Source organism: Streptomyces musisoli, from assembly GCF_016741855.1.
GTDB lineage: Bacteria > Actinomycetota > Actinomycetes > Streptomycetales > Streptomycetaceae > Streptomyces > Streptomyces musisoli.
The window spans coordinates 317,645-330,867 of record NZ_JAERRH010000004.1 but is presented as its reverse complement, the minus strand read 5'-3'; the positions used below and the strand labels follow the sequence as shown (position 1 = coordinate 330,867).

Annotated in this window: 8 protein-coding genes; 2 read left to right on the top strand and 6 right to left on the bottom strand. The window is 74.6% G+C overall.

What is annotated here, in order from left to right; translation table 11 throughout:
• Positions 1-5: 5 nt before the first annotated feature.
• Positions 6-2,171 (bottom strand): cell division protein PerM, encoded by a 2,166-nt coding sequence (locus JK361_RS42400; protein WP_307787255.1) that lies wholly within the window; start codon positions 2,169-2,171, stop codon positions 6-8.
• A 110-nt stretch (positions 2,172-2,281) separates the two neighbouring features.
• Between JK361_RS42400 and JK361_RS14110 the strand changes: the two genes are divergently transcribed.
• On the top strand, positions 2,282-3,259 hold the full coding sequence (locus tag JK361_RS14110) for an RNA polymerase sigma factor (RefSeq protein WP_201816985.1): 978 nt from the start codon (positions 2,282-2,284) through the stop codon (positions 3,257-3,259).
• Positions 3,260-3,634: 375 nt separating this feature from the next.
• Here JK361_RS14110 and sucD read toward each other — a convergent pair whose 3' ends face one another.
• The 5 genes from sucD to JK361_RS14085 form a co-directional block, all read right to left on the bottom strand.
• Positions 3,635-4,519 carry a succinate--CoA ligase subunit alpha gene (gene sucD, locus JK361_RS14105; protein WP_201816983.1) on the bottom strand — a complete coding sequence of 295 codons (885 nt, stop codon included), beginning with the start codon at positions 4,517-4,519 and terminating at the stop codon, positions 3,635-3,637.
• A 28-nt stretch (positions 4,520-4,547) separates the two neighbouring features.
• Positions 4,548-5,729, bottom strand: a complete 1,182-nt coding sequence (gene sucC, locus JK361_RS14100) for an ADP-forming succinate--CoA ligase subunit beta (protein ID WP_201816981.1) — start codon at positions 5,727-5,729, stop codon at positions 4,548-4,550.
• A 497-nt stretch (positions 5,730-6,226) separates the two neighbouring features.
• Positions 6,227-7,507, bottom strand: a complete 1,281-nt coding sequence (locus tag JK361_RS14095) for a VWA domain-containing protein (protein ID WP_236052919.1) — start codon at positions 7,505-7,507, stop codon at positions 6,227-6,229.
• An 88-nt stretch (positions 7,508-7,595) separates the two neighbouring features.
• Positions 7,596-10,565 (bottom strand): DUF5682 family protein, encoded by a 2,970-nt coding sequence (locus JK361_RS14090; protein ID WP_236052918.1) that lies wholly within the window; start codon positions 10,563-10,565, stop codon positions 7,596-7,598.
• A complete protein-coding gene (locus JK361_RS14085) occupies positions 10,562-11,692 on the bottom strand; it encodes an ATP-binding protein (RefSeq protein ID WP_201816978.1) in 1,131 nt (376 codons plus the stop codon). Before JK361_RS14085 ends, JK361_RS14090 begins: the two co-directional genes overlap by 4 nt.
• Before the next feature lie 132 nt (positions 11,693-11,824).
• Between JK361_RS14085 and JK361_RS14080 the strand changes: the two genes are divergently transcribed.
• Positions 11,825-13,180: an SWIM zinc finger family protein gene (locus JK361_RS14080; protein WP_201816976.1), complete on the top strand. Its 1,356-nt coding sequence runs from the start codon at positions 11,825-11,827 to the stop codon at positions 13,178-13,180.
• Positions 13,181-13,223: the final 43 nt, after the last annotated feature.

The following is a 13,223-nucleotide window of genomic DNA, read 5'->3' as shown; positions in this document are numbered from 1 at the left end:
GCCGCTCACTCGGCGGAGTCCGACGGGAAGTCGGAGCGCGGGTCGAGACGTGGGCCGGAACGGGACTCCGACTCCGGCCGAGGCCCGGCGGCGGACTCCGGCCGACGCTCCAGGTGGTGATCGGGACGGGACTCCGGCCGAGGTACGGGGCGAAACTCCTGCCGAGGCTCCGAATGGCTGTCGGGACGGGACTCCGGCCGAGGTGCGGGGCGGGGCTCCTGCCGGGGCCTTGCGCCGGACTCGGGGGCAGGCCAGGGGGCGGTGCCGGCGGCGCCCCGGGACGCGGCCTCCTTCAGGGCGGCCCAGCGGGAAGCGCGGGCGACGTCGTCGTGCCAGTCCGCGGCAAAGGGCTCGGTGAACGGGGTCGGGAAGGGATCCTCGGCCGGGACGAAGTCGTACAGGTCCTCCTCGGCGACTTCGTCCGTACCGGGCGCGGCCGCCGGCTGCGCGGAAGCCGCCGTCCTCCCCCGGAGTGACTTCTTCTCCTGCGCATCGCCCGGGCCCTCGGTCCCGGCCCGCAGGCTGCCCCCGCCCGCCGACCCGCCGGCCGCGTCCACCCCCGCGTCCGCGGCCCCGTCGGCGATGGCCGGCACCCCGTCGGTCCGCGCCCCCGCGCCGGCCCCGACGGCGTCCGGCGGCGACGCCGCCTCCGCGCCTGGTCCCGCGAGCACCGCCGGTCCCGCCTCCTCCGCGTTCACCGTCTCCCCCGATGTCGCCGACTTCGCCGCCTTCGCCGCCTTCGCCGTCGGCACCGCCGTCGACATCGGCACCGCCGCCGACGCCGACGCCGACGGTACGGCGGACTTGCCGGCCTTCGCGGCCGTACTCCCCGACCCCGTCCCCTGGGCCGGGATCCCGCCGTGGCCCGGGCGTCGGCGGCGCAGTCGCCAGGCCCGGCCGGTCAACGCCACCGGCGGCGCGAACACCAGGGTCCAGGCCCCGGCCGCTCCCCCGGTCTGCCACCACAACGGGCCGAGGTGGGCCAGCGCCGCCGACCCCAGTGCGCCGCCCGCCAGCAGGGCGAGCAGGGCGAGCGCCGCCGCGCAGACCGTCGCCGTCAGCAGGACCACCCCGACGGTCCGGGCGGCCGACCAGCGGGCCCGCGCCCGCTCCCCGGGCTCCGGCCGCCGCACGGCCGCCCGCGCCACGAACCACCCCGCCGTCATCCCGGCCACCGCCGGCACCAGTCCCACCGCCCAGTTCTGCTGCGTACCGGCACCCGGATCCGGCACCGCGGCCAGCAGCGGGAACGGCGGCAGCAAGGGTGCGGGGTGGGACGCGAGCGGGTTGACCAGGTGTCCGGCGCCGAGGACGAAGCCGGGGCCGAGCGCGTAGGACGCGGCCCACACCGCGGCGTTGGGGATCAGCGCGACGCCGAGCAGGAGTACGGCGAACCGCCCCGTCCAGCCCGCCGTCAGCTGAAGAAAGGACGCCCGCGCCGGGTCGCCGTGCCACACCAGGGACACCCCGACCAGCAGGGCCCCGCCCCCGAAGAGCACCGCCGTCGCGGCACCGGCGGCCCGTACGGCCGCGCCCAGCCGGGCCCGCCCGTCCGTGCCGCACACCAGCCTCCGCACCGGCCCCGGCAGCACCGCCGGCACACGCAGCAGGGGCTCGCGCGGGCAGCCGTGCGCCGACCACACCCCGGCGCCGGCGGCGCTCGCCGCGACGGCCGGCAGACATACCGTCACCCAGCCCCACTGCGGGCGCAGTTCACCGCCGGAGCAGTACAGCCCCGCGGCGACGCCGACACCCAGATAGCCGAGGACCACGCCCGTCCAGGCGGTGCGCGCGGGCACCGGCGGCGGGCCGTCCGGCTCGTCGGACGCGTCGGTGGCGTCCCGCGCCGCCCGGTACAACAGCCATACCGGCAGGGCGAGCAGCAGCAGCGGGGTGATGCCGACGGGCATGGGCGCGCCGGAGAGCGTGTCGGTGCGGACCAGTTCGACACCGTGCGCCAGCAGCCACAAGGCGGCGGCGACGTGCAGCGCACCGTCCGGTCCGCTGTCCGGATACGGCGAACTGACCCACAGCATCATGACGAGCACGGCGAGGGAACCGAGGCCCAGCCCGGCCGCGACGGCACCGCCCAGCAGGCTCGCGGCGAGGCCGGGCGAGCGGTCGCGCAGCCGGGAGCGCAGGGGCGACAACGACGGGCGGCGAGCGGTCATCCGGATCACGCCGCCATGCTCCCAACGACACGCGCTTTCCCGTCGTAACAGGCGAACCTCCGAAGTGTCGCTCAATATATGTTTATGTTCTTTTTCGCACGAAAGGGCGCATGGTGACGACGAAGCAGATCCCCGCCGGCCCGCCGCCACCGTCGGGCAGACGCCGACGCCTGCGCCGCTCGCGCGCGCTGACGTCACATCAGCAGGCCCCCGTGCAGACGGGCTCGGCCACCTCAACGGGGGAACCGGAGCAACGGGCCGACGCGCCCGCCGCGTCCGACCACCCCCGGCCCCTGACGCCCGATCAGGCATTCGACGCGCTGTACGCGTTCTGCGCTCCCGCCCTCGTACGCCAGACCTATCTGCTCACCGGGCGCCGGGAGCTGGCCCGCGAGGCCGTGGAACGGGCCTTCCAGCTGGCCTGGCAGCGCTGGCCGGAGGTGGCCCAGGACCGGGATCCGGCCGGTTGGGTGCGGGCGGTCGCGTACGACTGCGCGCTCTCCCCCTGGCACCGGTTCCGCCCGCGCTACCGCTCCCCGGAACCCCCGCCCGCCGACCCCGCCGCCCGGGAGCTGCTGCACGCGCTGCTCACGCTGCCGCCGTCGTACCGGCGCACGCTCGTGCTCTACGACGGTGTGGGCCTCGATCTGCCGGAGACGGCGGCGGAGACGGAGGCGAGCACGCCGGCCGCGGCGACCCGGCTGACCCACGCGCGGGAGGCGGTGGCGGCACGGGTGCCGGCGCTGGCCGATCCCGCCGAGCTCCATCGCCGGCTGCTCGAACTGGCCTCGGCCGAGCGGCTGAGCGCGGCCAGGCCGCCGGCCGTACGGACCGGCTGCGAACGCCGGAACGTCTTCTGGACCCGGGCGGCGATCGCGTTCACGGTGACGATCATCGGCGCGACGGCGCTCACGCTGAGGACGGCGCCGACACAGTACGAGGCACCGGTGGCCCCGGCCCAGGCGGTACACGGAGTTCCGCCCCCCGCCGGGCTGGGCCCTCTGTCGCGCGAGGAGCAGGCGCTGCGGACGAAGCTCCACCGATCGGAGACCAGCGGCCCGGAGAGACTGGCACCGGAGCCACGGTGACGGCCCGGCACCCCGCCCCGGCACCGCCGGTCGTCGACCGCCGGCGCCCCGGACGAGGCACCGCCGGCCACCGGCCGGCCACCGGCCGGGCGCGGCGCCGTCGTGGTGCCGCCGGCCACCGGTCAGCCCGGGCACCGTCGCGGCACCGCGAGTGACGAACCGACGGCGACCCGGCCGTGGCACCGCGAGGCACCGGCCGGGCGCGGCGCCGTCGTGGTCGCTCGCGCAGTTCCCCGCGTCCCCGGGGAGCCGCCGCCCCGTCGGCTTCGGGGCGCCGTGGGCCGGGGCCGCTGCGGGTGGGCGGAGACGGCGGTGGGCCCGCCCCCACAGGGGACGGGCCCACCGGCTGCCGGCCGGGAACGGCCGGCTGGAAACTCAGGCGCTGAGAATCTCGCGGGCGAGCTTCGCCGTCTCGGTCGGGGTCTTGCCGACCTTGACGCCCGCGGCCTCCAAGGCCTCCTTCTTGGCCTGCGCGGTGCCGGAGGAGCCGGAGACGATGGCGCCGGCGTGGCCCATGGTCTTGCCCTCGGGCGCCGTGAAGCCCGCGACGTAACCGACGACCGGCTTGGTCACGTTCTCCTTGATGAACGCGGCCGCGCGCTCCTCGGCGTCGCCACCGATCTCACCGATCATGACGATCAGGTCGGTGTCGGGGTCGTCCTGGAACGCGGCCAGGGCGTCGATGTGCGTGGTGCCGATGATCGGGTCGCCACCGATGCCGACGGCCGTCGAGAAGCCGATGTCCCGCAGCTCGTACATCATCTGGTACGTCAGCGTGCCCGACTTCGACACCAGGCCGATGCGGCCCGGCTTGGTGATGTCGCCCGGGATGATGCCGACGTTCGACTGGCCCGGGGTGATGATGCCGGGGCAGTTCGGGCCGATGATCCGGGTCTTGTTGCCCTTCTTGCCGGCGTACGCCCAGAAGGACGCCGTGTCGTGCACGGCGATGCCCTCGGTGATCACGACGGCCAGCGGGATCTCGGCGTCGATGGCCTCGACGACCGCGTCCTTGGTGAACTTCTCCGGCACGAAGATGACGGAGACGTTGGCGCCGGTCTTCTCGATGGCCTCCTTGACGGTGCCGAAGACCGGTACCTCGGTGCCGTCGAAGTCCACGGTCTGACCCGCCTTGCGCGGGTTCACGCCGCCCACGACCTGGGTGCCGTCACCGAGCATGAGCTTGGTGTGCTTCATGCCGGTGGCGCCGGTCATGCCCTGGACGATGACCTTGCTGTCCTTGTTGAGCCAGATAGCCATGGTGTGTTGGTGTCCTCGTCCTGAGTGCTTACTTGGCGGCGTGGGCCAGCTCGGCGGCCTTGTCGGCCGCGCCGTCCATGGTGTCGACGCGCTGCACCAGCGGGTGGTTGGCGTCCGTGAGGATCTTCCGGCCCAGCTCGGCGTTGTTGCCGTCGAGGCGGACGACGAGCGGCTTCTCGACCTTCTCGCCGCGGTCCTCCAGGAGCTTCAGGGCCTGGACGATGCCGTTGGCGACCTCGTCGCAGGCGGTGATGCCACCGAAGACGTTCACGAACACGGACTTGACGTCCGGGTCGCCCAGGATGATCTCCAGGCCGTTCGCCATGACCTGGGCGGAGGCGCCACCGCCGATGTCCAGGAAGTTGGCGGGCTTGACGCCACCGTGGTTCTCACCGGCGTACGCGACGACGTCCAGGGTGCTCATGACGAGACCGGCGCCGTTGCCGATGATGCCGACCTCGCCGTCGAGCTTGACGTAGTTGAGGCCCTTCTCCTTGGCAGCGGCCTCGAGCGGGTTGGCCGCGGCCTTGTCGTGCAGCTCCTCGTACTCGGGGTGGCGGAACTCGGCGTTCTCGTCGAGCGACACCTTGCCGTCGAGGGCGATGACGTCACCGGAGGCGACCTTCGCGAGCGGGTTGACCTCGACGAGGAGGGCGTCCGACTTGATGAAGGTGTCCCACAGCTTGATCAGGACGTTGACGACCTTGTCCGCGACCTCGGCCGGGAACTTGGCGGCCTCGACGATCTCGCGGGCCTTGGCCTCGTCCACGCCGTCGATGGCGTCGATGGCGATCTTGGCGACGGCTTCCGGACGGGTGGCCGCCACCTCCTCGATCTCCATGCCGCCCTCGACGGAGGCGATGGAGAGGAAGGTGCGGTTGGCACGGTCGAGGAGGAAGGAGACGTAGTACTCCTCGACGATCTCCGGGGCGGTCTCGGCGATCATGACCTTGTGGACCGTGTGGCCCTTGATGTCCATGCCGAGAATGTCCGTCGCGCGGGCGACGGCCTCGTCCGCGGAGGCGGCCAGCTTGACGCCACCGGCCTTGCCGCGACCACCGACCTTCACCTGCGCCTTGACGACGGACTTGCCGCCCAGCCGCTCGGTGATCTCGCGCGCCGCCTCAGGCGTGTCGATGACTTCACCGGCCAGCACCGGTACATCGTGCTTGGCGAAGAGGTCCCTCGCCTGGTACTCGAACAGGTCCACGCGCTTCCGTCCCTATCAGTGATCTCGCGGTTCGTTGGATGCGTGGGCGTGCCGCGAAGGGCAACGTGACGTCCGCTTGTCACTAGGGGGGCGCACACGGTGTCCGAGCGCGCGGCATGTCCGTCTCGCAGGTTATCGCCGCTACCCGGAGCGCCCTAAATCGAGGGTCACACCTGAGCGGTGATACCTGTCACATGATGCCCTCATTCCTGGCACAGCGTGCCGTCGTATGGGTGACGTTGCGTGCCCACGGGCGATGTGTGAGGCCTCACCGGGCTGGGGTTGACCCGGTGAGACCTCCCGACGGCTCCGGGTCGCCCCGGAGCCGGGGCGCTTGATCCCCACCCCAATGGGGACCACCCGCCCCATCCACGGGACTCCGCCCGGACGGGCCGATGGGGTTCGGTCGTCCGGGTGTGGCCACCCCGCGGAGCTTCCGCACCGCTCACTCCCGATACCGAGTGCCCCCGTCGCCCCGCTGTCACGCCGGTCCGGCTTCACGCCTGGTCCGGTATCGGCAGGGGCCGCTTCTCCAGGGCCGCCGCCATCACCTCGGGGAACAGGTCGGGGGTGCAGGCGAAGGCCGGTGCGCCGAGGGCGGCGAGCGCCGCCGCGTGCTCACGGTCGTAGGCGGGCGCCCCCTCGTCCGACAGCGCGAGCAGCGCCACGAACTGCACCCCGGACGCCTTCATCGCCGCGACCCGCTTGAGCATCTCGTCGCGGATACCGCCCTCGTAGAGGTCGCTGATCAGCACGACGACGGTCTCGGCCGGCCGGGTGATCCGTCCCTGGCAGTAGGCGAGCGCCCGGTTGATGTCCGTGCCACCGCCGAGCTGGGTGCCGAAGAGCACGTCGACGGGGTCGTCCAGCTGGTCGGTGAGGTCGACGACCGCCGTGTCGAACACGACCAGCCGGGTGCTGATCGACCGCATGGAGGCCAGGACCGCCCCGAACACCGACGCGTACACCACAGACGCCGCCATCGACCCGGACTGGTCGATGCAGAGCACGACCTCCTTCTTCACCGACCGGGCGGCCCGCCCGTAGCCGATGAGCCGTTCCGGTACGACCGTGCCGTACTCGGGCAGGTAGTGCTTGAGGTTGGCCGCGATGGTGCGGTTCCAGTCGATGTCGTGGTGGCGGGGGCGCTGCACGCGCGCGCTGCGGTCCAGGGCGCCGGTGAGCGTGGCCCGGGTGCGGGTCGCGAGCCGCTTCTCCAGGTCCTCGACCACGGTGCGCACGACAGCGCGCGCCGTCTCCTTCGTGGTCTCCGGCATCGCCCTGTGCAGCGAGAGCAGTGTGCCGACCAGGTGGACGTCGGCCTCCACCGCCTCCAGCATCTCCGGCTCCAGCAGCAGGGAGGCGAGGCCCAGCCGGTCGATGGCGTCGCGCTGCATGACCTGGACGACGGAGGACGGGAAGTAGCGGCGGATGTCGCCGAGCCAGCGCGCGACGGACGGTGCCGAGGCACCGAGCCCCGCCGACCGGTCCCGGCCAGGCTGCGCTTTGTCGCTTCTGCCGTAGAGCGCGGCGAGCGTGCCGTCCATCGCCGCGTCCCTGCCGGACAGCGTGCATCCGGTGCCGTCGGCCTGCTCTCCGCCGAGCACCAGCCGCCAACGCCGCAGCCGCTCCCGCGCCGAGTCGAGCACCTGCGCCGAGTCGAGCACCTGCGCCGCCGCGCCGTGCGCCGTACCGGGTGCCGGTGTTGCCGGCGCCGGCGCGCCGTGCGCCGTGCCGGTTGCCGAAGCCAGTGCCGGTCCTGCCGCCGTACACCTCATACGCCCACCCCCGCGAAACCACCGCGATCCGCACCGCCGTACGCCGGGCCCGTTACCGAAGCCAGTGCCGGTCCTGCCGCCGTACACCTCATACGCCCACCCCCGCGAAGCCCCCGCGATCCGCACCGCCGTACGCCGTTCCGGTCGTTCCGTCCCGCCTAGCGGCCCGTGTTCGGCCGTGCTGCGGGGCATGCGTCGTGGCGTGCGTCGTGCCGTGGTCCGCGTCCAGGCCGAGCAGCAGTCGCAGCACCGGCAGCACGGCGTCGGCGCGCGCGGTGTCCGGTTCGTCGGCGAACCCTGGGACCGTGGCTCCCGCGGCGGCGGCCCCGCCCGGCCGGTCGCCGGGGCCCCGCCGGACCAGTTCGCCGAGCGTCCGCCGCACCCCCGGCTCGTAGGCCGCGAAGGTACGCCGCAGCAGCGGCAGGACGTCCGTGAAGGACTCCGCCGACACCCCGGTCAGCCAGGTGTCGAGCAGGCCGAGCAGCCGCTCGTCGTGGACCAGCAGCAGTCCGCCCCCACCGCCGGCGAAGCCCTCGACCCAGGCGGCGGCAGCGGCGGGCGGGGTGCCCGGCGACAGCGCGAGCCCCATCAGCCGGGCCGCCTCCTCGGGCCGCAGCTCCCCGTCGTCCAGCAGCAGCCGCACGGCCCGCCCCCGGATGACACCGGGCGCGGTGTCCCGTAGCGACAGCACCCGCAACACGCCCCGCCAGCGTTCCCGCAGCCCGCCGGCACCTACATGGCCCCCGCCGTCCCGGTCCCCGCCGCCGGCCTCCACTCCGTCCCCGCCGGCCCCCACTCCACCCCGGTGGGCCTCCTCTCTGCCGTCACCGGCCTCCACTCCACCCCCGCCGGCCCCCTCTCTGCCGTCACCGGTCTCCACTCCGTCCCCGCCGGCCCCCTCTTTGCCGCCGCCGGCCTCCGATCTGCCGCTGAACTCCCCTCTGCCGTCTGCGTCGACTTCCTTGCTGCCACCACCGTCGCCCTCGCCGCCTTCCGTCGACGCGCCGGCCAGGCTCTCCGTCAGCAGACCCACCGCCGTGTGCACGGCGTCCACGTGTTCGCGCATCTCGTCCGCCGCGTCCGCGTCGAGCGCGGCGCAGGCCGGGGGGAGACCGACGAAGACGCGCTCGGCGAGGCCCGCGGCGACCTCGGCCAGCGCACCGGTGTCGGTGCCGCGCACATCGCCGTAGCGCAACGAGCGGACCAGGGCGGGCAGCGCCTGGGCGAGGTGCCCGACGTCGGTGTCGAGCGCCGCCCGGTCGGCGAGCACGCGCATGACCACGGGCAGCGCGTCCGGCAGCCCGGCCAGCAGGCACTGTTCGGCGAGCGCGGTGACGTCGGCGAGGGCGCGGGCCGCCGTCGCGTCCGCCTCGGCCTTGGCCCGGGCCGCCGCGTGGACGGTGGTCCCCCACACGCCCGCCTCGGCGACCCGCACCGACAGCTCGGGCTCCCAGCGCAGCAGCCAGGTCTCCCGGAAGGTGCCCGTGCTCCCCCGGGACCTGGCCGGCTCGCCCCAGCCGACACCGAGCAGCCGCAGCCGGTGCAGCAGCCTGCTGCGCCCGGCGTCGGTGTCACCGCGCAGGTCCAGCTCCAGCTCGCGCTCCGGCGCCTCCGGCTTGAGCCGCAGCGAGCGCTGCTGCCGGGCCAGGTCGCGCTGCAACGGCACCGCGGGCGCGGACTCCGGGACCTCGCCCAGGACGTCCCCGACCACCAGCCGGTCGTGGACCAGAGCCAGCGGCACGTCCGAGCCCTCGCACAGCACCGCGCGCACCGCGTCGGTGGTCTCGCCCAGGCCGGGCAGCGGGCGGCCACGCAGCGCCGCCAGGGTCTCCGCGAGCCGTACGGCCTCGATGACGTGCGCGGAGGAGACGACCCGGTCTTCCTCGCGCAGCATCCCGGCCACCTTGGTCAGCCATCGCTCGACCGGCCGGTCGGGGGCGTTGAACAGGTGCCCGTACCAGCCGGGCGAGTCGATGCCCGCGCCGTATCCGCCGGCCCGGGCCAGCCTGCGGTGCGTCCACGGCACCCAGGTCAGGTCGGTCTTGATTCTGGGCAGGCCCCTGAGCAGTGCCCGGTCGGCGGTGACGGTGGTCTTCTCGCGCAGCGCGGGTACGTGCCAGGCCCCGCACACCACCGCCAGGGCGCTCCCGAACTCCTTGCGCGCCTCCCGCAGCCGCAGCCGCATGTGCGCCTCGCGGACGAGGTCCCGGGGGCGCCCGCCCGCGCCGTACCGCTCGCGCAGCGCGCCCATGGCCTCCGCCACCGCGGCGAACGGCGCGAAGGGGTCGCGCGCGCCCGGTCCCCGGTGTTCGACGACGTCCTCCCACCAGCGCTCGGGGTCGTCGTACCCGGCCGCCTCGGCGAGCACGGCGAGGGGGTCGACGCGCATCCGGTCACCGTCGGGTACGGGACCGGACCCCCGGGCGTAGTCGCCGTCACCGTCAGATCCAGGTCCGGACCCCCGGCCGTCGGCTCGTTCACCGTCGGACGCCGGACCGGGCCCCCGGCCGTCGGCTCCCTCACCGTCGGACGCCGCACGGGACCCCCGGCCGTCGGCTCCCACACCGTCGGACGCCGCACGGGGCCCTCGGCCGTCGGCTCCCTCACCATCGGACGCCGTACGGGACCCTCGGGCGTCGTCGCCGTCACCGGCCCCCCGGGCCTCGTGGCCGTCGTCCGGGGCGGGCTCGTGCGGTTTCTCGTCGTCCCACGCGAGCGTGTGCGTGGCCGGCAGGTCGATGAAGCGGGCCGGGACGCCCTGCTCCAGGGCCCAGCGGATGGCCACCCACTCGGGGCTGAACTCGGCGAACGGCCAGAACGCCGAGCGGCCGGGCTCGTCCACCGCATGCGCGAGCAGGGCGACCGGGGGCCGCAGGCCGGGGTCGGCGGCCAGCGGTATCAGCGCGTCGGCCTCGGGCGGTCCCTCGATCAGGACGGCGGCGGGGCGCGCGGCGTCCAGCGCGGCCCGCACCGCACGCGCGGAACCGGGCCCGTGATGCCGTACGCCGAGCAGCAGCGGCCCGGCGTCGTATGCCTTGCCCCCGTCGGCGCCGGTCATGCGCTCACCTCCCGGCAGGCGCGGTAGAAGTCGGTCCAGTCCGCGCGCTCCCGGACGACCGTCTCCAGGTACTCCTGCCAGATGACGCGGTCGGCCGCCGGATCGCGGACGACGGCGCCGAGGATGCCGGCGGCGACGTCGCCGGGACGCAGCACGCCGTCGCCGAAGTGGGCGGCGAGCGCGAGGCCGCTGGTGACGACGGAGATCGCCTCCGCCGTGGACAGCGTGCCGCTCGGCGACTTCAGCTTCGTCCGGCCGTCGGCGGTGACGCCGTCGCGCAGCTCGCGGAAGACGGTGACGACCCGGCGGATCTCCTCGATGCCGTCGGGTGCGGCCGGCAGGTCGAGGGAGCGGCCGAGCTGCTCGACCCGCCGGGTGACGATGTCGACCTCGGCGTCGGCGCTCTCCGGCAGCGGCAGCACCACGGTGTTGAAGCGGCGGCGCAGGGCGCTGGAGAGGTCGTTGACCCCACGGTCGCGGTCGTTGGCGGTGGCGATGAGGTTGAAACCCCGGACCGCCTGGACCTCCTCGCCCAGTTCGGGGACGGGGAGGGTCTTCTCGGACAGGATCGTGATCAGCGTGTCCTGCACGTCGGCCGGGACACGGGTCAGCTCCTCCACGCGGGCCGTCATGCCCTCGGCCATGGCGCGCATGACGGGGCTGGGCACGAGGGCGTCGCGGCTCGGGCCGTGGGCGAGGAGCTGCGCGTAGTTCCAGCCGTAGCGGATCGCCTCCTCCGGCGTGCCGGCCGTGCCCTGCACCAGCAGTGTCGAGTCGCCGCTGACGGCGGCGGCCAGGTGCTCCGACACCCAGGTCTTGGCCGTGCCGGGCACGCCGAGCAGGAGCAGCGCGCGGTCGGTGGCGAGCGTGGTGACGGCGACCTCGACGATGCGGCGCGGCCCCACGTACTTGGGTGTGATCACCGTGCCGTCCGGCAGGGTGCCGCCGAGCAGGTACGTCGCCACCGCCCACGGCGACAGCTTCCAGCGGGCCGGGCGCGGGCGGTCGTCCTGCGCGGCGAGCGCGGCGAGTTCGGCCGCGAAGGCGTGCTCGGCATGCGGTCGCAACGCCTCTGCGTTCTCTGCGCGGTCGGTCTCGGCGGTCGTCGGTCGCACGGACACAGTCATGGCTGAGGCCCCCTCCAGCTCTGCCGGTTCGGATCTGGCATCCACCGTGCACCACACCACTGACAATCGCCCTGACCTGTGCAAACGCGCTCGCCGGATGGATTGTCAGTGGGGGGACCTACCGTCGGTGGCATGACTGAGCAGGGGGTGCGCTGGACCGCGGACCAAGTGCTGGCACTGGCGCCTGACGCCGCGTCACGCAAGGCGGGGAGCAGACTCGGCGCGGCCGGTCCGTGGTCCGGGACGGGGAGCGGAGAAGGGACGGTGTGGGGGCTGTGCAAGGGCAGTGGCGGCAGGCCGTATCAGACGGCGGTGGACCTGGCCGGCCCGGCAGGACCGGCGTACCAGTGCAGTTGTCCGAGCCGTAAGTTCCCGTGCAAGCACGCGCTCGGGCTGCTCCTGCTGTGGGCGGGCGACGACGGCCTGGTGCCGGCCTGCGCGCAGCCGCCGGACTGGGCCGGTCAGTGGCTCGCGGGCCGGCGCAGCCGCGCCGCGGCCGGGAGGACGCAGGCCGAGGAGGGTTCGAGCGCGGGCCCCGCCGATCCGGAGGCGGCCCGGCGCCGGGCCGAACGCCGGGCCGAACGGGTCACCGCGGGCGCGACCGAGCTGGAGCAGCGCCTGACGGACCTGCTGCGCGGCGGCCTGGCCACGGCCGAACAGGCGGGGTACGGGCTGTGGGACGAGACGGCGGCCCGCATGGTCGACGCCCAGGCACCCGGTCTGGCGGCGCGGGTGCGGGAGCTGGGGGCGATCCCGGCGTCCGGCGCGGGGTGGCCGGCACGGCTGCTGGAGGAGTGCGCGCTGCTGCATCTGCTCGACCAGGGCTGGCTGCGCCGCGACACGCTGCCGGACGCCCTCGCGGCCACGGTCCGCTCCCGGCTCGGCCTGCCCGCCCCACCGGACGGCCCGCCGGTGCGCGACCACTGGCTGGTCCTCGCCCAGTACGACACGGCCGACCCGAAACTGACGACGCGCCGGATATGGCTGCACGGAGCCGAGTCCGGCCACACCCGCCTGCTGCTGTCCTACGGCGCGGCGGGCCGGGCACCGGAACTGTCCCTGCCGGTCGGCCTGGCCTTGGAGGCCGAGCTGACGGCGTACCCGGGCGCCGGCCGGTCCCGGGCCGCCCTGGGCGAGCGGTTCGCCGCGCCGGCCCCGGCCGGGTTCCGCCCGCCGGGTGTGACCACCGGCGAGGCGACGGCCCGGTACGGCGAGGCCCTGCGCGAGGATCCCTGGCTGGAGTCGGTCCCGGTGACCCTGGGCCGGGTGATACCGGTCCCGGACGGCGACCGGTGGCAACTGGCCGACACCGGCACGGACACGGCCCTGCCGCTGACCCGGGCCGCCCGCTCCCGGCCCGGCCTGTGGCGGCTGGTCGCGCTGTCCGGCGGCGCCCCCGTCACGGTCTTCGGCGAGTGCGGCCATCGCGGCTTCACTCCGCTCACGGCCTGGCCGGAGGGGGAGGGCGAGGCGGTGCCGCTGTGCTGACCGGCCATACGGACACACCCGCGCGAAAGGAAGAAGGGGTCGT